This is a genomic window from Pseudoalteromonas sp. Bsw20308 (genome assembly GCF_000310105.2).
GTDB lineage: Bacteria > Pseudomonadota > Gammaproteobacteria > Enterobacterales > Alteromonadaceae > Pseudoalteromonas > Pseudoalteromonas fuliginea.
This window is the reverse complement of the sequence record NZ_CP013139.1, coordinates 488,971-510,710: the sequence shown is the minus strand read 5'-3', so window position 1 is coordinate 510,710 and position 21,740 is coordinate 488,971. Positions and strand designations below refer to the sequence as shown.

The window sequence follows — 21,740 nt, the reverse complement described above, 5'->3', positions numbered from 1 at the left end:
AAAGGGTAATTAATCTTTGCCACAGGCCATACAACTAAACAAAAAGGCGATGTGGATTCCATTCAAAATCATTAAACACGTTGTAAGTTAACCAAAACTTTATTTACGCATTATTACAGTGCAGCAATTCTTTTTTTTGCACCTAAAAAGTGCAGTTAGTATCTAAACATTCACTTTTGAAAAGCTCAATATTATAGAGCAATATTTAAACCAACTAGACGTGCCACACTTTATTTATTGTCTAAACTTTTATTAGTACCAAACATGGAATAATTCAAAAGTATTACTTAAACTTATAAAATTCTTTTGTTATGCGCTTTTATAAACGATAATAAACCGCATATTAATACTTTGAAATATCATAATTTTCATGTTGAAAAAAAGCATTCTAATAACTATAGCAATCACTTTTTTAATAATAGCCACACTTATTGGTTCTTCAATCTATACCCTTTATAGCAAAAAAGAAATCTCAGTTGATCCTAAATTAAAAGAAATATCAGGTATAGAATTTGATAAGCAAAAACGCCTATGGGCTATTAACGATGGAGGCAATGAACCCAAACTATATAGGCTCAATAAAGATGGCTCTATCGCCAAAGAAATCTTAGTTGAAAATGCCAAAAACATAGACTGGGAAGATATGACTCAAAACAAGTTTGGGCATTTTTTCCTAGGTGATTTTGGCAATAACAAAAACGATCGCAGATGGCTCACTATTTATAAAATAGAAAACCCAATAGATATAAAAACAGATATAACTCAAGCAGAAATTATAAAATTTACCTACCCAGAAATGGATGGAAGTCCAATAAAACCCAATAATCGAAATTTTGATTTAGAAGCATTTGTCGCACTTGGCCGTCATTTATATTTATTTACTAAAAACCGCACTGAACCGTTTGATGGTATTACTAAGGTATATAAAGTGGGCGATCACGCCGCTAACTTTAAAGCTGAGTTAATCGATTCTTTCAAAACATGTACTACATTAGAAAAACTATGTTGGATAACATCAGCAGCCTTAAGTCCTGACCGTAAAAAATTGGTATTACTTGATTCAACCAGTATTTGGTTATTTGAAAACTTTGAAGGTGATAAATTCTTCTCTGGTGATGTATCAAAAATAGACCTAGGGATTGTTACTCAAAAAGAGGCTGTTACGTTCTTTGACGACAACACCATTGTATTCACAGATGAAGAGTTTAAAGGTATTGGCGGTAATGCTTACTTTATTAAGCTTGATGAAGCAAATAAAACTGAGGTGAAAAGAGTAAAAGTGACGCCAAAAATAACCAATGCATCAACAAAGTAATCTGATGCATTGACATAATACATACTCTGGCTCATCGCTTGAATTTGGTTTCTAAAATAACAGACGATGTTGTACGCTCTACCCCATCAAGGTTGCCAATATCGTCTAGCAAATGACTAAGTTGCTCCAAATTTTGTGCTTGAACTACCGCAATTAAATCAAACTCGCCACTTATGGCATAAAGCTGTGAAATGGCATCAATTTGTTTTAGTTCTAAGTTGGTTTTAGTGGTGAGCTTTTGCTTTACTTTTATTGATACATGCGCCGATACCATTTTGTTTAAATAGTCATCTCCGTAGTCTACGCTATACCCTTTAATTACCCCGCTTTCTTCTAACTTTAACATTCTACTTTGCACTGTAGAGCGCGACAGGTTCAATAGTCTGGCAAGGTCAGAAATACTCGCGCGTGCATTTGTTTTTAGTATCGATAATAGCTTTTCGTCTTGTGGAGTTATCATAATGGTTATTTATTTCGTTATTTTGCCTTTTATTCTAACCATTTTTCACAAAATAGCACTGCAATTTTAACTGCGAACCTTCGATAATAGTGTCCTATAAAAAATAATAACGTGTTTGCTCAAGAATAACGGCTATATTCTTCTTTAATTTAGCAACTAATCTTTTATCTAAGCCCATTTAATTTAGGTGTACAAAAATGCAAGTAACTAGAGACTTATTTAACGACGTAATGGTACCAAACTATAATCCATCAGCAATCATTCCAGTTCGTGGTGAAGGTTCACGCGTTTGGGATCAAAATAATAATGAGTTCATTGATTTTGCCGGTGGTATTGCCGTTAACTGTTTAGGTCACTGTCACCCTGCATTAGTAAAAGCACTAAAAGAACAAGGTGAAAAAATTTGGCACTTATCAAATGTTATGACCAATGAGCCAGCACTTCGTTTAGCTCAAAAAATGGTTGAAGCAACATTTGCTGATAAAGTTTACTTTGCAAACTCAGGCGCAGAAGCAAACGAAGCAGCGCTTAAGTTAGCGCGTCGTTATGCACTAGACGTATATGGCGCTGAAAAAACGCAAATTATTGCCTTTAATAAAGGTTTCCATGGTCGCACATTCTTTACAGTAACTGTGGGCGGGCAAGCGGCTTATTCAGATGGCTTTGGTCCAAAACCAGCTGACATAGTACATTGTGATTTTAACGATATAGCGGCATTTGAAGCGCTGATCAGCGATAAAACATGTGCTGTTATGATGGAACCATTACAAGGTGAAGGCGGTATTATTTCACCAACAGATGACTTTGCTAAAAAAGTACGCGAACTTTGTACTAAACATAATGCGTTACTTATTTTTGATGAAGTACAAACGGGTGTTGGTCGCACAGGCGATTTATACGCTTATGAAGGTTTAGGGGTTGTTCCTGACATTTTAACAACGGCAAAAGCATTGGGTGGTGGTTTTCCAATTGGCGCTATGATCACACGTACACCGATTGCTGAGCATTTAAAAATTGGTACTCACGGTTCTACTTATGGCGGTAATCCGCTAGCTTGTGCTGTAGCTGAAGCCGCATTTGATACTGTAAATACACCAGACGTACTAAACGGAGTTAAAGAGCGCGAGCAATTGTTCCGTGACGGATTAAACGCAATTAACAAAAAATACAACGTATTTAGCGAAGTACGCGGTAAAGGCTTATTAATTGGCGCAGTACTAAATGACAAATTTGAAGGCCGTGCACGCGACTTTTTAGTAGCCAGTGCTAATAATGGTTTAATGAACCTTGTAGCTGGCATGAATGTAATTCGCTTTACACCGTCTTTAGTTATCCCGTTTGAGGATATTAAAGAAGGCTTAGCGCGCTTTGAAAAAGCAGTTAGCGATGTAGTAAACGGTTAATATAGTTTAAATTAGCACGCCTACAAGCGTGCTATTGGAGCAAGCAATAAATGCAAGTATTACGTCCTATTACTGCCAATGATTTTGACGCGCTTAAACAAATAGCGATTGAATCCGGTCATGGGTTTACCTCTTTACCTGTGGACGATACACAGCTTAAAGAAAAGATTGAACGTGCTGAAAAAAGCTTTGCCAAAAACATTAACCAGCCACTTGATGAAAGCTATTTATTTGTTTTAGAAGACAGTGAAACAGGTGACGTTATTGGCACAACCGCTATAGAAGCTGCGGTAGGTTTATCGGTGCCTTTATATCATTATCATTTGGGTAAAACAGTACACCACTCGCCTACTTTAAATGTATATAACACCGTTGATATTTTAAGCATGTGTAACGACTACACTGGTTGCTCAGAAATATGCACATTATTTTTGCGCGAAAATAGCCGTAAAGGCCTAACGGGTCGATTTTTATCTCGTTCACGCTTTTTGTTTATGGCTCAGCACAGCGAGCGTTTTGCCGATACTGTTATCGCAGAAATGCGCGGTGTTAGCGACGAAGACGGTCATTCTCCTTTTTGGCAATGGCTACAAGAGCACTTTTTTAGTATCGAATTTCCACAAGCGGATCACTTAGTTGGCTTAGGCGATAAGGTGTTTATTAGCGAGTTAATGCCTAAATACCCTATTTATGTGAACTTGCTTAGTAAAAAAGCCCAAGCAGTGATTGGGCATGTGCATGAAAAAACAAAACCTGCGCTAAAACTATTAGAAAAGGAAGGTTTTGAGCACAGAGGCTACGTTGACTTATTTGATGCAGGCCCAACAGTTGAAGCAAAGCTTGGTAATATTCGCAGCATTCGCGACTCTCAAGTTTGCCCTGTTACGATTGGCGAGCTTGATCACATATCACAAAATAGCTCTGATACGCTGGCTGTATGTAATCAAGGCGTAAGTGGCTTTAGAGCAACATTTACCAAAGACGCACATTACAATCATGCAAAACATACCCTCGTCATTAGCCAAGATGTGGCTAATGCGCTTAATTTAAGCCAAGGAGATGCAGCGCGATTTTTCCGCCTGTAAATAATTTATGAATACACACCTAATTAATAATCAGTGGCATGTGGGACTTGGTCCAGCATTTAAGTCAATCAATCCAAGTAATGGCGATGTGGTATGGCAAGGTAATGGCGCAAACGCCCAGCAAGTAGATTCTGCTATAAAAGCAGCCAGAACCGCGCAATTACAATGGGCAGACAAACCACTTAAAGAGCGTATCGCCATTTTAGAAAACTTCGCAGCACAATTAAAAGAACACAGCGAAGAATTTGCTACTATTATTGCACGCGAAACGGGTAAGCCATTATGGGAAACCCGTACCGAAGTGGGCGCAATGACAGGCAAAGTAGCTATATCTGTAAAAGCGTACCATGAGCGTACAGGTACAACCGAAAACCCAATGCCCGGTGCTAAAGCGTTTATTAGACACAAACCGCATGGCGTTGTGGCTATTTTTGGTCCGTATAACTTTCCGGGGCATTTACCAAACGGGCATATTGTTCCTGCAATTTTAGCCGGTAATACCGTTGTATTTAAGCCATCAGAATTGACTCCGCACGTTGCAGAATTTACCCTCTCACTTTGGTTAAAAGCAGGTTTGCCAGCGGGTGTTATTAACCTTGTCCAAGGTGAAATTGAAACAGGTAAAGCACTTGCTTCTCATAAAGATATAGATGGCTTGTTTTTTACCGGTAGCTCAAACACAGGCCACTTATTACATAAACAGTTTGCAGGACACCCTGGCAAAATTTTAGCGCTTGAAATGGGCGGCAATAATCCTCTTATTGTAAAAGATGTGAGCGATATAAGCGCTGCTGTGCACGATATTATTCAATCAGGCTTTATTACCTCAGGTCAACGTTGTACGTGTGCACGTCGCTTATTTATTGAAAAGTCGCTCAATGGTGATGCTATTTTAGAAAAGCTAATAAGCGCAACTAAAAACATAGTTGTAGACGACAGTTTTGCTACAGAGCAGCCTTTTATGGGTGCAATGATAAGCGAAAAAGCAGCATTGGGTATGGTTGCCGCGCAAAGTGAATTAGTCTTAAAAGGTGCACAAATCCTTGTTGAACTTAAGCAATTAAAACCAGGCACAGGTTTTGTAAGCCCTGGCATTATTGATGTAACAAGCATTACCGACATGCCAGATGAAGAGCATTTTGGGCCGCTAATTAAAGTGTATCGTTACACCGACTTTGACAGTGCAATTATTGAAGCCAACAACACAAGCTTTGGTTTATCTGCAGGTTTACTTAGCGACAGTGAAGATGATTACACTCACTTTTTAAAGCGTATTCGTGCCGGTATTGTTAACTGGAACCGCCCCATTACAGGAGCCTCTAGTGCAGCTCCATTTGGCGGTATTGGCGCCAGTGGTAATCACAGAGCAAGTGCATACTACGCCGCCGATTATTGCGCATACCCTGTAGCATCTGTGGAGTCAGACAAAGTGAACTTACCGCAAACCCTAGCGCCGGGCTTAGTAATTGAATAAGCAATAAAACCAAATTTTAGATTTAAGGACTTAACATGCATACTGATGTAAATACATTATTTGAGAACCTTTGGGAAAACTATTTAAACGTAACTCCATCGGCAGATAAAATTCATGACCTTTTAGGGTCAACGCAAAAAGATGACATCATTAACGATCATATTGCGCTGCGTACATTTAATATAGAAAAAGTGAGTCTTGAAAAGCTCGCCGCTCACTTTTTAGCAATTGGTTACAAAGAATGTGGTGAGTACCACTTTGAAGCTAAAAAACTTTACGCAAAACACTATGAGCATAGCGATCCGGCTCAGCCAAAAGTGTTTATCTCTGAGCTATTAGTAGAAAAATGCTCGCCAGAGTTACAAGCCATCGTGACAGGTATGGTAAGTCAAATTGACGAAAGTGCAGTTACAGCAGACAACTTTTTATATTCAGGCACGCATTGGCAAGTAAGCACCGATACTTACAAACAACTGCTAGCTGAAAGCGAATATGCAGCGTGGATGTCGGCGTGGGGTTACCGTGCCAATCACTTTACCGTAAATATTAATACGCTTGCTAAGTTTGATAACATTCATGATGTTAACCAAGCTCTAAAAGATGCAGGTTTTTCGCTTAATACATCAGGCGGCGAGGTTAAAGGCTCTCCAGAGGTGTTACTAGAGCAATCGTCAACACTTGCTGATGAATACTCAGTTACCTTTAGTGACGGTGATATGAGCATCCCTAGCTGTTTTTATGAGTTTGCTATTCGTTACCCTAAAGCAGACGGTGAGCTTTATACTGGTTTTGTTGCAGCCTCTGCTGACAAAATATTTGAAAGCACCAACGCTCGATAATAAAATTCAAAATTTAGTACAAAAAAGCCCGAAAGGGCTTTTTATAAAGACAACATTGGAGATACTTGGTATTTTTAAAGAAAAAGGCATAAATATGAAGTTTTTTAAAATATGTATTCTTATCAGTTTATTAGTTACACCTTCTTTAATTTATGCGAACCCTTCCCTCACTATTTTATCTTATTCGTATTTTTCAGATGAAGATGCCGATTCAAGACCCGGCGAACAATACTATAATTTTTTTCAGCCAATTTTGAACACGTATTTTAATACCGTTTTAACGAGAACAAATCATGCTCGATTAATTAAACGTTTATCGACTAACGAGGCAGTTTGTAGCTTTAATTTAATAAAAACAAAAGCTCGAAACAAACAGCTTGTCTTTTCTCAAATTCCAACTTATATGCATCAGCAACGCAAATTATTCGGTTTCAAAAACACTTTAAAAGATTTACCTACAAAAGTTTCTATTTCAAAATTACTTAATAACAAACACACCTTTGCCATAGTTAGTTCAACAAGTTATCAACAATTAGATGCGATATTTTCGGATTATAGAACCCAAGTAGCAAAAATAACAGGCGCAAACAGCTTTGCTCAACTTAGCCAATTATTAATTCATAAACGTGTTGATATGATCATCGATTATGAAAACACTATGAAAATGAACTTAACAGATACGCAATTTTCTCAGCTAGAAAGTCGAGACATAAGTGAATACCCCGAGTTTATAAATGGGTACTTTGCTTGTAGTAAAACTTCAGAAGGAAAAAAAGCAATCGCCTTAATTGATAATTACATGAAAACACCTGCAGCCTATGATTTTTTAAAGCAGACTCACCATAATTCGACTTCGCCAGAGGTAGCAGAGCGGATGATGGCAATATATAAAACTACGTTTAATATAGCTCAACACAAATGAATATTAAGATTACCGATTAATTTTATTAATCGGTAATCTCAACTAAATAAGTTAATGCTATTAATACGCTTAATTCAGGTGGTATTTCCCTGTGCCATACAGTGTAGATGCACTTCCGCTTGACGTGTTTTTTGCGCTAATAAACTCAACAACTACCTAAGCATCTGGAACAGTGCAAATTGTTGCAGAACCTTGTCGTTTCATTGTGACAACCTGCGTGACAAGTATTACCATTAATAATGGAGTAATCAGTTCGTTAAGCCAAACACGGTACTACCTAGACGGTTGTATTTACGGTTCATTTTGCGGTTTTATGTTTGATGCAACGAACTCCCCAACCGACAGTACTAAACAATAAAACCAGTATTTTGATTCTATATTTCAAGCCCTACTTGCGACAATATAAATGAAATCCTCGGCCTATTCAGTTACCTAAATTGAACAACAGTGATTTAATTATCAGCTGTAGGATGAGGGGATACACATTAGCAATGGCAACCGATTTCAACCTCTTTAAGCGTGCATAGGTGTTTTTTAAAATGAATAAAGTACAAATCCAATCTTTAATACGCTAATAATTCTCCTATTCCTCAACTATAGAAGTATGTAGTTACCCAATTTAAAACAACTATCACTGTACTAAAATTTATTAATAAGGTAGCAGCTTCCCTTATTAATGAATTGACCAATAATTTATAATTATAAAAATAACGGTTTATAATCGTTTTCTAACTTTTCAAACGATAAGTCGCCAATAAAACGACCGAAGCTCAACCAGGTAGCCAAACCGCGTAAATCTTTAAAGTGTGGCGGCACAAATTGTGGGCTCTCTATCACACCTAAATCATGAAGCTGCGATATTAATCTAAAGTCATCTATCGATATTTTACCTACCAATAATAAAGGTAGCCTATCGATTCGACCAAGCTGTATTGCTACGCGTATTAAGTTATAAACCAGTACAAAGCCTTTAATGTAGGCAATATCTTTTGTAAACGGCAGACCTGTTGGCGTACTGCCTCTAAATACACGCTGCGCAAGTGTGTAGCTGTCATCTTTTGATAAACCTTGCGCTACGTAGTCACGGTAAATATCTACAAACTCAGCGCCATCTATTACCTTTGTAACGGCTTGAATACGATTCACTAATTTAGATAAACGCCTTGGGGTCGATTTTAATGTAATAATTTCGGTAAGTACCGCTAAACCTTCTTGGGTAATAGTCGAGCTTGGCGTACCTTTACTTAAACAGGTTAAATACGGCTGCGCTAATCCATTTTGAGTTGTGCCCACGTGTATCCACCCTTCGTGAACTTCTAAAATATCAAGCTCACGCTGGGAAAAACTTACATCTTGATTTAGTTTTATATTATTTGCACCGGCGGCTGCATCACTGACAATCCCATCGCTAAGCATAACCTCTACGTTTATACCTGCCATGCTGGCATTTACTTGCTCAGACAAAATACGCACCGCATCAACAGCAGCAATATTTTTAGGGTCGTCAGGTAGTATGTCGGCTATGAGTAAATTTTGCAGCGGTTTATCTAGCATATTAGCTAGCTCAGAAAGTGATGGCTCACCGGCATGAAATAAATCTTTAGGATGACCAAATAACTCTACCGATAAGTCATGGAACTCAGGCGTGCCACGATACTCAAGCATGCTTAATACCGTTTTATACTCTGTGCACATTTTTCCCATGTATTGAGCAATGGGATTTAACTGCCCCAATTGGTTAATAATGTTACGGTGCAAAGTAGAAAACGCTTGGCGTAACTCGCTAGGTACAAAACCGAGGTCGCGCTGTTGATAGTATGCACGATCAATAAGTGGATTTTTTTGACATTTTTGTCTAAAAAACTCCTCTTTAGTTTGTTTATCCCAATTAATAGCATCGAGTATCCTAATAGGCGTTTGCAATGCAATTAATTGATCCGATAATTCACGAGTTTTTAGTAGTAACGCCTTGTCTATCATGGTGTAAGCTCAACAATAAATGAGTTTTGAGCATAATTTAAAAAGGCTAAATTACAAAGCAATATCACACTTTTTTAGCTATTGTTTTTAAGTTGATCGACCCTCATATCTGTATCGTATGAGTTACTAAATAAAAGGTGTAAAGCATGAAAAACGAACTCGACAATAAACAGATTTTAGCCGTTTATGAACGCATAATTCAAAAAGGCGAAATGACTGATGAAGGTAAACATTATCAAGGGGTTACTGCTTATTCTGACGTAGACGGTTACACCGTATATTTACAAGGTAGCGGCGTTGAATTACGCTTTGGTTTTCATAATACTTATCATCTTGACTACCAACATGAAAAACATAAAGACGACTTTTTGAAAAAATTATATAACATTGCAAACGAGCGCTAATGCACCCACAAAAATTAAGACACCGCCCTACCAGTAAGCTCAATACTACTTTTATTAACCAAGTAGTAGAAGAGCTTCAAGCTGATCCAAGCAAAATCTCAATTATTCAAAAAAACCTAGAACAGTACCGCTCTCAAACTCATTTAAAGCGTGGTTTTTTACTGGCTATAGAGCGTTTTGATTGGGTCTTTGAGGCAAGCAAAGATATTGACTTTATTTGCCAGCAAATTTTAGCTAACGACTACATTGGCAATAGACTAAGACGTTACCCCCTACTATTTAAAGGCGTTATTAATAACGCTTAATTGCAATAAAAATTTAAAATCAGAGCATCATGTTGTCCGAATCTAATTTAAATATTAATTAATTTATAGGTCAACTATTTACACATGTGTTTATTAGAACACTAACTAATTGTAGGTTTAATACTCTTTTGCATTAAAATAACACTATTAGTACTCTAACTATTACGGTACTAACGATTTTATAATGATTTTCTTAATTTATTATAGTAACGAAATCATCACCATTTCAAATACTCAAAAAAACAAACTTAACCATTTGATTTTATTGAATACACACCCACTTTAAAATCATTGCATTTATTCTATTAATCACTAGATCATTAATGTTCTATCTACATTTTAATATCTCGGTGTTTACCTTAGCCTTGAATTATTAGAGCTATTACCTTAAGCTTATCTTTATTGAACGTTCAATTAATAATAATTATGCCTAAAGTCGGAATGGAACCTGTTAGACGTCAGCAGCTAATTGACGCAACTATAGAGTCAGTTGCTACTAAGGGACTGCAAGGCACAACGATAAACAGCATTAGTAAAAATGCAGGTTTATCGTCAGGCATCATTAGCCATTATTTTGGTGGAAAGCAGGGGTTAATTGAAGCCACGGTTAGATACTTACTAACAAGCTTAAAGCAAGGCTTAATAAGTAAAGTAAGTCATCAAACCACTGCCACTGAGCGTTTAATGTTTATTATCGAAGCCAACTTTGCGCTTGTACAACAGCGTAATGATACAACCCGAACGTGGTTAAGTTTTTGGGCGCAATCGATGCACGATGAAGAATTACACAGACTACAAAACGTAAACAGTAAACGCTTGCAAAGTAATTTAGCATTTTCTTTTAAGCAATTAATGCCTATTGAGCAAGCAAATCAAGCTGCAGAACTTAGCGCCGCGATGATCGATGGCCTATGGTTAAGAGCAGTACTGAGTAAATCAGACAATAATCAGTTTAAACACAGTGAAAAGTTAGCAAAAAGCTATGTACTTTCACTTATCAAGCAATATGGAGCCTAGCGTGACTACACCTGTCTATCAAAATTTTATTAACGGCCATTCTCTTGCAAACCAGAGCGGCAAAACATTTGATGTAACAAACCCAGCAACGGGTGAGGTTATTTACGCAGTAGAAATTGCCGACGAATTTATTCAAAACGCAGCCATTGCCAGTGCAAAACAAGGTTTTGCACAGTGGTCAGCAATGACACCCGTTGAACGTAGTCGTATTTTATTAAAAGCAGTGGCTATTTTACGCGAGCGCAACGATGAGTTAGCACTCGTAGAAGTACTAGATACCGGTAAACCAATGCAAGAAGCAAATTGTGTTGATATTGAAACCGGCGCTGATGTAATTGAATACTTTGCAGGCCTTGCGCCAGCACAAGTAGGCCAACAACAAATGGTTGGTGATGACTTTTATTACACACGTAAAGAGCCATTAGGTATCTGTGCGGGTATAGGTGCATGGAACTACCCACTACAAATTGCATGTTGGAAGTCGGGCCCTGCCCTTGCTGCTGGTAATGCATTTATATTCAAACCATCTGAAGAAACACCACTTGGCGCAATTAAACTTGCAGAAGTATTTGTTGAAGCTGGCGTACCTGCAGGTGTGTTTAATGTTGTTCAAGGCGCAGGCGATGTAGGCCAGTGGCTAACTCAGCATAGCGATATTGATAAAGTGTCGTTTACGGGTGAAGTAGGCACAGGTAAAAAAGTAGTGGCAAGTGCTGCCGGTACGTTAAAAGATGTCACGATGGAACTTGGTGGTAAATCTCCACTATTAGTATTTGATGATGCCAATATAGAGCAAGCTGTTAGCGCTGCTATGTTAGGTAACTTTTATACGCAAGGCGAAATTTGTACTAACTGTACACGTATTTACGTTCATAAAAATGTATATCAGCAGTTTATTGATGAGCTTAAAGCGCGCACTGAGAAAAACATTATTGCTGGCGACCCGCAAGATTTAAATACAAACTTTGGCGCACTTATCTCTAAAAAGCACCAAGAACTAGTAATGAGCTACGTTAATAAAGGTATTGAAGAAGGTGCAACGCTATTAACTGGTGGTACAACGCTTTCACCTGAATCTGCACCTAATGGCTATTTTGTAGCACCGACTGTGTTTATTGATTGTAATGATGATATGACTATCGTTAAAGAAGAAATATTTGGCCCTGTAATGAGCGTGCTTGTTTTTGACGACGAAGACGATGTTATTGCACGCGCTAACGCAACTCACCTAGGCTTGGCCGCAGGCGTATTTACTAGCGATATTAAACGTGCGCACCGCGTTATTCATAAGTTACAAGCTGGTATTTGTTGGATTAATGCATACGGTAACTCACCTGCTGAAATGCCAGTTGGCGGTTATAAGCAATCGGGCATTGGCCGTGAAAATGGTATACAAACTCTTGATCAATACACGCAAACTAAGTCTATTTATGTTGGTATGGCCGACATAGAAAGCCCATTTTAAGGCGCCCTACTATGAGTAATCATTACGACTATATTATTGTTGGCGCGGGTTCGGCGGGTTGTGTTTTAGCAAACCGTTTATCTGAAGATTCAAGTAACCGCGTGTTACTACTAGAAACTGGCGGTAGCGATAAAAGTATTTTTATAAAAATGCCAACCGCGTTATCTATTCCTATGAATAGTGACAAATACGCATGGCAGTTTCATACGCAGCCTGAGCCTCATTTAGATAACCGTGAAATGCATTGTCCTCGAGGCAAAGTATTAGGCGGCTCGTCATCTATCAACGGCATGGTATATGTACGTGGCCACGCAAAAGATTTTGACGAATGGCAGCAACACGGTGCAAACGGCTGGGATTACCAATCGTGTTTACCGTATTTTCAAAAAGCAGAAAGCTTTTACCTTGGTGAAAATACTTACCGTGGTGGCAAAGGCCCGCTTGGCGTTAATAACGGCAACGAAATGAAAAACCCGCTTTACCGCACCTTTATCAAAGCAGGTGTACAAGCAGGTTACGCTTCTACAGATGATTATAATGCGTCGCAGCAAGAGGGTTTTGGCCCAATGCACATGACCGTAAAAGACGGCGTGCGAAGCTCTGCGTCTCGTGAGTATTTAGACCCTGTTAAATCGCGTAGTAATTTAACGATTATTACCGGTGCACTCGCACAACGCGTGATTTTAGATGGCAAAAAAGCCACAGGCATTGAATACAAAGTAAATGGCGACGTTAAAACCGCACATGCTGCAAAAGACGTTGTACTAAGTGCAGGCCCAATCGGCTCTCCACATATTTTACAACTCTCTGGTATTGGTGATACTCAAGCGCTTGAAAAAGCAGGCGTTGAAGTACAGCATCATCTACCAGGTGTAGGTCAAAACTTACAAGATCATCTTGAGTTTTACTTTCAATACAAGTGTAAGCAACCTATCACGCTTAACGGCAAGCTAGGCATTATTTCAAAAGGGTTGATTGGCGCGCGCTGGTTATTAACGCGTTCGGGTTTAGGTGCAACGAATCATTTTGAATCGTGTGCGTTTATTCGCTCAAAACCAGGTGTTGAATGGCCAGATATTCAGTATCACTTTTTACCAGCGGCTATGCGTTACGATGGTAGAAGTGCATTTGCAGGTCATGGTTTTCAGGTACATGTTGGTCATAACAAACCAAAAAGTCGCGGTAGTGTTACTATTGCTTCTGCGAACCCTGAGCAGCCACCAACTATTTTATTTAATTACCTTGAACACCAAGACGATATTGAAGGCTTTAGAGCGTGCGTTCGCTTAACACGCGATATAATCGAACAAAGTGCCTTTGATGAATACCGCGATGAAGAAATTCAACCTGGTAAACATATTCAAACAGATGAAGAAATAGATGCTTTTGTTCGCCAAGCCGTAGAAAGTGCCTACCACCCTTCTTGCTCATGCAAAATGGGTGAAGATGATATGGCCGTTGTTAATTCAAATACGCAAGTACATGGTATTGAAGGACTGCGTGTTGTTGACTCATCTATATTCCCAACAGTTCCTAACGGAAACTTGAATGCACCTACCATTATGGTTGCCGAAAAAGCAGCTGACATAATTTTGGGTAAAAACCCATTACAGAAATCGGATGTGAATGTTGCCATAACAACAAACTGGCAAGAAACACAACGTAGTTCAAAGATCTAATTTTAGCCACATGCTCTGGTTTAGTCTCGTCGGACTAAACCAATGCGTGTCTTGTAGTGGCACACGATGTAAATAGGTTACGTTGTGTTAATGCAAGAATAAAACAATAAAATACGGAGTGCTTATGAATTATTTTTATTCATTACTGGAGGGTAACAATGACTATTTGGCTTAATGCAGGCATCATTTTTACTTTACTCGCAGTTGTTATTATCTTACTTAAATGGGGTAATGTACGTGTAGTAGGTGTAACACCGGTAAAAACCTTTACGTTTATAGCGATACTTTTTACATCAGGCCTTGATGTTGGCCTTATTATGTTTCCTTTAACTGAGTTTGCAGGTTATGCAGACATAAAAGCAAGCCCAGAATACGCGTTTGCAAATCCACTGGCTATTGAATTTGGCTATTGGGGATTCTTGATCTGGGGATTTTACTTTCTTACGTGCTTTTATTTCTGTGTAATAGAACCTAAAGTTAAATTTTTCGAAATTCCTTGGGTTAAATTTATCAATAATGTTGTAATTATTGGTACATGTGCATTTACAGCTTATTTACTACTTACAAATTTACCTTGGTACTTACCCGAATTAGGTGACGGTACAAGTGTAGTTAGCGAGTTTTATTTAATTGTATTTGCCGCGATTTGTTTTGCAGTGTACTCAAGCACCGACATTAAATATGTGCGTATTTTAAGTATTGCGACTACGTGGTTATTCTTAGCGTTAATAGCTTTCATGTGGGTTGGCGCGTTTGTTATTGGTGATAGTGAAATGTCTGCGTTTACTAATAACTTGGGCTCAATTGGCACTTACTTTGCCAACATTAACGAATTTATTTTACCGTTGAATGATTACCATGAGTTTTACTTATTTTGGTGGTTTGCCTGGAGCATAATGATTGGTCAATTTACATCACGCTTTGTTGGTGGACTTAAAACATACCAAGTATTAGGTGCGATGTTGATATTCCCTTCTATTCCTATTGCGATATGGTTTAGCGTACTTTATCACTATCATGAAGCAGGGATCCCAACTCAAGGTATTAAAAACTTTGCTATGGTATTTGTAGGTATTGTATTTGTAATCAACTCACTCGACTCGTTAGTGCGTTTATATACAGATAACCTAAACCTTACTGTTAAACGTTTTGGTAAAATGAAATATATACTTGGGAATGTTGTCGCTCTGTCTCTATTAACACTATTATTTAAACTAGAGTTTTTACAAATTCAGTGGGTAGGCGCATTAGTTATTGGACTATTCTTTCTGTGTGCTGCTTTTATTGGATACAGTAAATTTAAAACAGTCAAAAATATAGACAGCTCACCAAAAGCAAACAAGATTGATTACACAAAAATAGACACAGTACACTAGGGATAAACAATGAATAACAAACTAAAACAACTTGTAGTAGCACTACCATTTGCACTTTTATCAACAACAGCAGCTGCTGATTGGTCAACAACAATCACGGCAGCGTCTGACTACACATTTAATGGTGTAACACAGACAGATAACGACCCTGCAATTCAAGGCAGCTTAGATTATGCTTTTGATAGCGGTGTATACGCCGGTGTTTGGGCGTCAAATGTAGATTTTGGTGATGACACTGATTTTGAACTTGATGCTTATGTAGGCAAGTATGTGCAGCTTGATGAGCAGTTTAGCGTTGACTACGGTATTGCTTATTACACTTATCAAGGTAATAACAGCGATGGTAACTACGCTGAAGCTTACACTAAGTTTGGCTATGCGAGTGAATACGGCCAAACTGAGCTTAACTTTTGGTATAGCTGGGATTACTTTGGCCAAGGTGGAGGTCATGTAATCTCAATGGTTGCACACACCTATGAGCTGGCTCCAAATCATGCACTACGTGCAAGTTTTGATATATCAAACTCACTTGATGGCCAAAAATGGGCGTGGGACGTTAACGAGAAAAAATCATATAACCATTACCGTTTAGCATATCAAACTAGTTATGAAGGGTTTGGTATTGAAGTGGCGGCTGAAAATACGAGCCTTGACTACGATTACGCAGATGAGCGTATCGTACTTGCCATATCACGTACTTTTGATTTGTAAGTAAAACACATCAATAATTAAAAGGCTTCTTATGAAGCCTTTTTTATGCTCTCAAGATAAGCGCATAAAGAACTCGCATCTAACGGTTTAGAAAAATAATAACCTTGTAAATGCGAAACGCCTAAACTGTATAACTTTTCGCTCTGATCAATTGTCTCAACACCTTCAGCAACCACATCAAAGCTAAGTGAACTGGCCATTTGTACCACTGCATTTACTATACTCAGACCTTTTTTATCGACATCTTGAATAAACGTTTTATCTATTTTTACGATATCCACACCAATATCTAACATACTTGATAAGGATGAATAGCCAGTACCAAAGTCATCTATCGATATCCTAGCCCCTAACTCTTGCAAAGATTTAACCGTTGATAAAAATGTACTTTTATCCTTAGCAAATACTGACTCAGTGATTTCTATATGTAACTTATCAGCTGGAAAGCTAAATTTTCTTAAAATATCAGCAACTTCAACAACAAATTTTTGCCCTTGAAGCTGCATAACAGAGACATTAACACTAATTGATAAATCGGGAATGATTCTTTGAAACTCGAGCCCTTGAATACACGCGTTTTTTAAAACCCAGAGTCCAATTTCACTAATCATCCCATATTGCTCTGCAATAGGAATAAACTCATCCGGTGGAACCGGTTCACCATCCATTTGCCAACGTAAAAGTGCTTCAACTGAACTGGGGCGATTTGTATTCGAATCTATAATAGGTTGAAAAACAAGCGATAAACTTCCGTCTTGTACCGCAAAAGAAAGCCTGTCATTTAAGCGTCTTATACGCTCAAGTTGCATACGCAAATTATCATCAAAATAACTAATTTTTCCTCTATTAATACGCTTTTGATGATACATCGCCATATCTGCGTTTAGTATTAATTCGTCCAAATCACTGCCATGTTCAGGATAAAATGCAATACCTATCGTTGCACCTATTCCCGCTTTATAATGGCTATTCGAGTGTACTTGTGTAATGGCACTAATGATTTTATTTGCAAAATCATTAGTTTTATCCTTACAGTTATAATCAGTAAGTAATAAAAACTCGTCACCTCCCCACCGACACTTATACTCATTTTGGCTACACACTGCTGAAATTCTCTGGGCAGTTTTTGTTAAAATCTGATCGCCAACCTCATGCCCCATAGTATCGTTTATATGTTTAAAGCCATCTAAGTCAATAAATAACAACGCAAATGATTCATTAGGGTATCGCGATAGCCTTTTTTTTGACTCTTTTAAAAAAGCGTTTCTATTCAATAATTGAGTAAGGGAATCGCTATTTGATAGATGATAAATTTCTTGTGTTCGTAATTCGACACGCTGCTCCATCAGTTCTAATAATTCAATATTTTGATTTTTTAAATGGATGGCATTTTGCGTAAAGTTTGCAGCCTTGTGTAAAGCAATAAGCGTAACAAACCCAAAGCCTATACCTAATACTCCTAATACATTTTGATAATGTTCTTCAGATAGGGTCAGTAGCACTGAATATGGTATCAATAACAAAAATGCGTATATAAAACATGTTGCTCGATGCGCTGAAAGAATATTTGCAGAGCCACCACCAAGTGCAGAAAAAATGATGATTATACTTGTAAGCTCTAGGACGCTGAAAGATGAATGGAAATACAAGCCATAACAGCACCAAATCAACGCCGTGAGGATTACACTTAAAGAGAATCTATATAAATCAATATAACTCGCTGCTTTACTGCTTCGTTTAAAATAGTAAACATCTATCAAACGGATCCCTAAAACAACAACCATGATAAACCACCAAATAAGCTTATCGGTAACTGAAGTAAAAGACTTATCACTAAAACCAAAAACTATGCCCGTACTAGCAATAAAAGATATAAACAATCCAGAATAGGCATTTAAATAAAGGATCCGCACACTATCATTTAATTCTTTTTCTATTAGAGGGCTCACATGCATTAAAGATATGCCTTTGTTTAATATTATCAACTTTTTATACTACTAAACGTAAGCTTTAAATTCGATATTGTCCAATATAAGGTGTCTTTTGATGTGTTTATTTTCAGTGCTATAGAAGGTAAAAACGATAGATATGAGCGTTGTTCTTCACAAAGCGAAGACCCTATGTACTTGCTATATTGAATTAATTTTATTGAGGAAGTAGTTCAGCAAACACTACCTTTACTGAAAATTTAAATCTGCTAGGGGCTGTTTATCTTTCGAGGTTAAATTTGCAGCAGTCTGTTTGGTATTTAGGCAAGGCAGAGTCTATGTAGTGTGGTTATTTCCCATAAATAGGCGATAACGTGGAATAAATGCCAAACATGCGCTGCCCGAAGGGTTCTGCCTAGGGGCAATTTACTCTTTGTTGCTTGGTTTTGACTTAGCCCGCTAGGTTACAAACCTCACGCCGCGATTAAATCGCCCCTAGATTGAACAAATTTTAATCCTGAAAGGTCAATAGGCCCTAGTAAAAGGAATTTACTATTAAACTCGAAACTATACATATGATTATTGTAATTAAATAAAATTGTAACAGTCTTTCGAGGTGACTAATAAGCATTAATCACCTCGTTTTAGCTACTTTAAAGTTGCCATGCATAGCTAACTTTTGTAAAAAACGTACGCTGATCTCGTTCAATATTTTTAAGTGAATCGTCTTGGTACCCTCTATCTGAATACCCTAAATAAAATAATGTTTGTGCGTTAATTTTATATGAGTAAACAAGCTGGCTACCATAATCCTTATTAGTTTGACTAACCTGATAAAAGTAAGCTTTTTCGTTACGATCTATATCTTCAAATTGTAAAATTAACTTAAGTATTGAACGCATACTGAATTTATAATGAAGCCTAAAATCAACCAAGTTCGCTGTAAATACACGATCCCCTTGTGGGTTGTCTAATTGGCTGTAATTATGTTTCACATCAAGCTGCCAGTGGTCGTTAATATCCCATATTACTTGAGTTTGGGTATCAAACACATCGCCAATCTGCTCATTCGCATAATCAATTCGGCTAGCGTATTCAAGATATAACGAAAGCTTTAAATCTTTAGTAGGTTTGAACCCAGTGTAAATATATCCAATATTTTGATTATAAAAATTATCGTTATAATTTTCATAACGGTGCACTAAACCAATTTCAAAAATGGATTGTTTTTGACCTTTGAAGCTTAAAAAACCTTCGTATTCTTCTTCAAGTAAGTCGCCGTTTTGCGCCCACGTTTTATCCCAGTCAGCTTCATATGACCATGAGGTGAGTAAATCTGACTCATCTCTGTACCATGTTTGTCCGCCACCTAAGCCTACTTTTTCATAATCGACTTTAGCTTGATAACCTAAATCAGTGCGGTAATCCTGCCCAATATTTTCATAAGAGGCGAACAATTTGTAATCACGTTTATCGCGGGTAAGTTCTAAGGCATAAGCTTCATCTGACTGAGTTTCAGATAAGTTATAGTTTTCAATTAAAAACGCCGAGTTGCGAATATCAGCCGTCGATACTTGATACAAAAGAGTATCCGATTGATTAAACCAATAACTACCATCAACTGACAATACTGTATTATGGTAGCTATCACTTTCTCTATGTGTGCTTGAAAGTCCAATAGTACCTTGCTGACCAATATCATATTGATAACGCCCAGCCACCGCATTCGTTTTTTCGTTTAAGCTTGCAAAGCCAGAGCCCTGATTCGTTGGCAGTAAAATATTACTGTTGTCGTCGTCAGCCAGCATTAAAGCATAACTATGATTGCCTGTTTTACCCGTTAATTTTGCGCCTAAATTAGGCTCTGCAATTGTACGCGTGTATAAAAGTTCAAATAAGCTGCTTTTAAAGTAAGAAGCCCCATCTAAAAAGAAAGGACGCTTTTCAGCGTAATAAATAGAGAAGGTTGTATTTACATCAAGTTCTAAAGAGTCTGTTTCTACTTGCGAGAAATCAGGGTTAATTGTTGCGTTTAAAACAGCGTCTTTTGTTAAACCCCAGCGTAAATCTAAGCCCACTTCAGTGTCTATATCGCCATTATTCCAATCACCCGGTAATTCAGGTTTGTTATCGTTACGAAGTGCCGTCAACGTGGGTGTTAATTGAATATTTTTACTTGATTCAATGTCACTAAAGCCAACTAACTTATCAAACTGACAAAGGCTGCATTTCACATTTCTGTCAAAGCCCATGTTTGATAGCTGATATAATACATCTCGTTGATAGTTTCTCATTACAGAAAAACCCCACGTTAGCTCATTTTTATTTTCAGGAAAACGCAGTGCTTTAAAAGGAATACGCATTTCAACAACATAACCTTTCTCGTTAATTTGTCCTGCGCTATCCCAAATAGCATTCCATGAAGTATCAGAGCTCCACCCATCGGTATCGGTCATTCGTATATCGCCTTGCGCGCCCAGCGGGTTCACATGGAATTCATAGCCACTGCGTTCATCATTAAATGTATCAATAACAAGAATAACTACGTCGTCTTCCCAGAGCGTATCACGATCACGAAGTGATGCACGAATTTGCGTAGGGTCTGGGTCTTGTGCAACATAGGCAACATATAAGTTTGTGCCATCTTCATAGATAAAGGCATCAGTTTTTACAGGAGGAGTGCCTTTTTCATTAGGCTCGTCTTGGTAGAGTAAGGAAACACGTGTCGCATCTTTCCAATGCGCTTCATCCATAACACCATCAACGGTGATATTTGAATCAATGCGGGATAAGGATACTTGCTGTTTTTCAGCGGCTACATCTAGGCTGGATAGTAATAAAGAAAAACTTGAAAGTATAAAAATAATTTTTTTTATTATGGTTATAAAGAGTTGCATAAACATCCATTTAAACTTGCTTTACTCGGTGTGAGTAATTTATAGGATGAATTGTAATTTAAGCGAGTACATTTGTTAATACCTTGCAAAGATTATTATGCTAAATATTAACGAATTAATAATAAAGGACTAATTTTAAAATGATAATTAAGTTTCGAGTAACTTAAGTTTGTTGTCTATACCATTCCATACGTCAGCATCTTCTGGTGCAGGTTTTACTTGTGTAATACGTGGCCATACAAGTGCAAGCTCGGCATTTAACTCTGTAAACTCTTTTTGAGATTCTGGTAATTCATCTTCTTGATATATAGCATCAGCTGAACACTCAGGTACACATAAGCCACAATCAATACAATCAATTGGGCTAATAGCTAAAAAATTAGGGCCCTCAAAAAATGCATCTGCTGGGCACACTGATACGCAATCGGTGTACTTACACTTTATACAATTTTCGGTAACGACAAACGCCATAATACTTTA

At 37.7% G+C, this 21,740-nt stretch carries 18 protein-coding genes; 13 read left to right on the top strand and 5 right to left on the bottom strand.

From position 1 onward, the window contains the following. Nucleotides 1-370: 370 nt before the first annotated feature. Nucleotides 371-1,315 (top strand): hypothetical protein, encoded by a 945-nt coding sequence (locus D172_RS19490; protein WP_007376356.1) that lies wholly within the window; start codon nt 371-373, stop codon nt 1,313-1,315. 31 nt (nt 1,316-1,346) lie between these two features. Here the strand turns inward: D172_RS19490 and D172_RS19485 are convergent, their stop codons facing one another. Then, nucleotides 1,347-1,775, bottom strand: coding sequence for an Lrp/AsnC family transcriptional regulator (locus D172_RS19485; RefSeq protein WP_007376357.1), 429 nt, complete (start codon nt 1,773-1,775; stop codon nt 1,347-1,349). A gap of 197 nt (nt 1,776-1,972) precedes the next feature. Between D172_RS19485 and D172_RS19480 the strand changes: the two genes are divergently transcribed. The 5 genes from D172_RS19480 to D172_RS19460 are packed head-to-tail and all read left to right on the top strand — an operon-like array spanning nt 1,973 to nt 7,498. Then, the gene (locus D172_RS19480) at nt 1,973-3,178 is read left to right on the top strand and encodes an aspartate aminotransferase family protein (protein WP_007376358.1); all 1,206 of its coding nucleotides are present in this window, start codon (nt 1,973-1,975) and stop codon (nt 3,176-3,178) included. Nucleotides 3,179-3,228: 50 nt separating this feature from the next. Next, nucleotides 3,229-4,263, top strand: a complete 1,035-nt coding sequence (astA, locus tag D172_RS19475; RefSeq protein WP_007376359.1) for an arginine N-succinyltransferase — start codon at nt 3,229-3,231, stop codon at nt 4,261-4,263. Nucleotides 4,264-4,270: 7 nt separating this feature from the next. After that, nucleotides 4,271-5,737, top strand: coding sequence for a succinylglutamate-semialdehyde dehydrogenase (gene astD / locus D172_RS19470; protein WP_007376360.1), 1,467 nt, complete (start codon nt 4,271-4,273; stop codon nt 5,735-5,737). A 35-nt stretch (nt 5,738-5,772) separates the two neighbouring features. Next, nucleotides 5,773-6,576, top strand: a complete 804-nt coding sequence (locus D172_RS19465; protein ID WP_007376361.1) for a DUF1338 domain-containing protein — start codon at nt 5,773-5,775, stop codon at nt 6,574-6,576. Beyond that, nucleotides 6,509-7,498, top strand: a complete 990-nt coding sequence (locus D172_RS19460; RefSeq protein ID WP_237113703.1) for a hypothetical protein — start codon at nt 6,509-6,511, stop codon at nt 7,496-7,498. The genes D172_RS19465 and D172_RS19460 overlap by 68 nt, the downstream gene beginning before the upstream one ends. Nucleotides 7,499-8,197: 699 nt before the next feature. Here D172_RS19460 and D172_RS19455 read toward each other — a convergent pair. After that, the gene (locus D172_RS19455; RefSeq protein WP_007376363.1) at nt 8,198-9,478 is read right to left on the bottom strand and encodes a flavohemoglobin expression-modulating QEGLA motif protein; all 1,281 of its coding nucleotides are present in this window, start codon (nt 9,476-9,478) and stop codon (nt 8,198-8,200) included. 146 nt (nt 9,479-9,624) lie between these two features. Here D172_RS19455 and D172_RS19450 point away from each other — a divergent pair, with 146 nt between their 5' ends. From D172_RS19450 to D172_RS19420, 7 genes are all read left to right on the top strand, one after another. Next, nucleotides 9,625-9,882, top strand: a complete 258-nt coding sequence (locus D172_RS19450; RefSeq protein ID WP_007376364.1) for a DUF3081 domain-containing protein — start codon at nt 9,625-9,627, stop codon at nt 9,880-9,882. After that, nucleotides 9,882-10,187 (top strand): hypothetical protein, encoded by a 306-nt coding sequence (locus D172_RS19445; RefSeq protein ID WP_007376365.1) that lies wholly within the window; start codon nt 9,882-9,884, stop codon nt 10,185-10,187. The genes D172_RS19450 and D172_RS19445 overlap by 1 nt, the downstream gene beginning before the upstream one ends. Before the next feature lie 441 nt (nt 10,188-10,628). Then, on the top strand, nt 10,629-11,204 hold the full coding sequence (gene betI, locus D172_RS19440; RefSeq protein WP_007376366.1) for a transcriptional regulator BetI: 576 nt from the start codon (nt 10,629-10,631) through the stop codon (nt 11,202-11,204). A gap of 1 nt (nt 11,205) precedes the next feature. Next, nucleotides 11,206-12,669: a betaine-aldehyde dehydrogenase gene (betB, locus tag D172_RS19435; RefSeq protein ID WP_007376367.1), complete on the top strand. Its 1,464-nt coding sequence runs from the start codon at nt 11,206-11,208 to the stop codon at nt 12,667-12,669. A gap of 11 nt (nt 12,670-12,680) precedes the next feature. Next, nucleotides 12,681-14,348, top strand: coding sequence for a choline dehydrogenase (gene betA / locus D172_RS19430; RefSeq protein WP_007376368.1), 1,668 nt, complete (start codon nt 12,681-12,683; stop codon nt 14,346-14,348). 158 nt (nt 14,349-14,506) lie between these two features. Continuing rightward, nucleotides 14,507-15,724, top strand: coding sequence for a BCCT family transporter (locus tag D172_RS19425; RefSeq protein WP_007376369.1), 1,218 nt, complete (start codon nt 14,507-14,509; stop codon nt 15,722-15,724). Between the two features lie 9 nt (nt 15,725-15,733). After that, the gene (locus D172_RS19420) at nt 15,734-16,435 is read left to right on the top strand and encodes a TorF family putative porin (RefSeq protein WP_007376370.1); all 702 of its coding nucleotides are present in this window, start codon (nt 15,734-15,736) and stop codon (nt 16,433-16,435) included. A gap of 29 nt (nt 16,436-16,464) precedes the next feature. On the opposite strand, the gene D172_RS19415 is transcribed toward D172_RS19420, so the two are convergent. The 3 genes from D172_RS19415 to fdxA form a co-directional block, all read right to left on the bottom strand. After that, nucleotides 16,465-18,390, bottom strand: coding sequence for a putative bifunctional diguanylate cyclase/phosphodiesterase (locus tag D172_RS19415; protein ID WP_007376371.1), 1,926 nt, complete (start codon nt 18,388-18,390; stop codon nt 16,465-16,467). A gap of 626 nt (nt 18,391-19,016) precedes the next feature. Beyond that, nucleotides 19,017-21,260: a carbohydrate binding family 9 domain-containing protein gene (locus D172_RS19410; RefSeq protein WP_007376372.1), complete on the bottom strand. Its 2,244-nt coding sequence runs from the start codon at nt 21,258-21,260 to the stop codon at nt 19,017-19,019. Between the two features lie 147 nt (nt 21,261-21,407). Then, nucleotides 21,408-21,731, bottom strand: a complete 324-nt coding sequence (gene fdxA, locus D172_RS19405) for a ferredoxin FdxA (protein ID WP_007376373.1) — start codon at nt 21,729-21,731, stop codon at nt 21,408-21,410. Between the last annotated feature and the right edge of the window lie 9 nt (nt 21,732-21,740).

What these genes read in the sequence shown, in the direction of transcription:
- astA (WP_007376359.1), top strand. Translation starts at nt 3,229, where the DNA reads ATGCAAGTATTACGTCCTATTACTGCCAATGATTTTGACGCGCTTAAA.
- betA (WP_007376368.1), top strand. Translation starts at nt 12,681, where the DNA reads ATGAGTAATCATTACGACTATATTATTGTTGGCGCGGGTTCGGCGGGT.
- D172_RS19455 (WP_007376363.1), bottom strand. Translation starts at nt 9,478, where the DNA reads ATGATAGACAAGGCGTTACTACTAAAAACTCGTGAATTATCGGATCAA.
- D172_RS19445 (WP_007376365.1), top strand. Translation starts at nt 9,882, where the DNA reads ATGCACCCACAAAAATTAAGACACCGCCCTACCAGTAAGCTCAATACT.
- D172_RS19410 (WP_007376372.1), bottom strand. Translation starts at nt 21,260, where the DNA reads ATGCAACTCTTTATAACCATAATAAAAAAAATTATTTTTATACTTTCA.
- D172_RS19480 (WP_007376358.1), top strand. Translation starts at nt 1,973, where the DNA reads ATGCAAGTAACTAGAGACTTATTTAACGACGTAATGGTACCAAACTAT.
- astD (WP_007376360.1), top strand. Translation starts at nt 4,271, where the DNA reads ATGAATACACACCTAATTAATAATCAGTGGCATGTGGGACTTGGTCCA.
- D172_RS19490 (WP_007376356.1), top strand. Translation starts at nt 371, where the DNA reads ATGTTGAAAAAAAGCATTCTAATAACTATAGCAATCACTTTTTTAATA.
- D172_RS19425 (WP_007376369.1), top strand. Translation starts at nt 14,507, where the DNA reads ATGACTATTTGGCTTAATGCAGGCATCATTTTTACTTTACTCGCAGTT.
- fdxA (WP_007376373.1), bottom strand. Translation starts at nt 21,731, where the DNA reads ATGGCGTTTGTCGTTACCGAAAATTGTATAAAGTGTAAGTACACCGAT.
- D172_RS19420 (WP_007376370.1), top strand. Translation starts at nt 15,734, where the DNA reads ATGAATAACAAACTAAAACAACTTGTAGTAGCACTACCATTTGCACTT.
- D172_RS19465 (WP_007376361.1), top strand. Translation starts at nt 5,773, where the DNA reads ATGCATACTGATGTAAATACATTATTTGAGAACCTTTGGGAAAACTAT.
- D172_RS19415 (WP_007376371.1), bottom strand. Translation starts at nt 18,390, where the DNA reads ATGCATGTGAGCCCTCTAATAGAAAAAGAATTAAATGATAGTGTGCGG.
- D172_RS19485 (WP_007376357.1), bottom strand. Translation starts at nt 1,775, where the DNA reads ATGATAACTCCACAAGACGAAAAGCTATTATCGATACTAAAAACAAAT.
- D172_RS19450 (WP_007376364.1), top strand. Translation starts at nt 9,625, where the DNA reads ATGAAAAACGAACTCGACAATAAACAGATTTTAGCCGTTTATGAACGC.
- betI (WP_007376366.1), top strand. Translation starts at nt 10,629, where the DNA reads ATGGAACCTGTTAGACGTCAGCAGCTAATTGACGCAACTATAGAGTCA.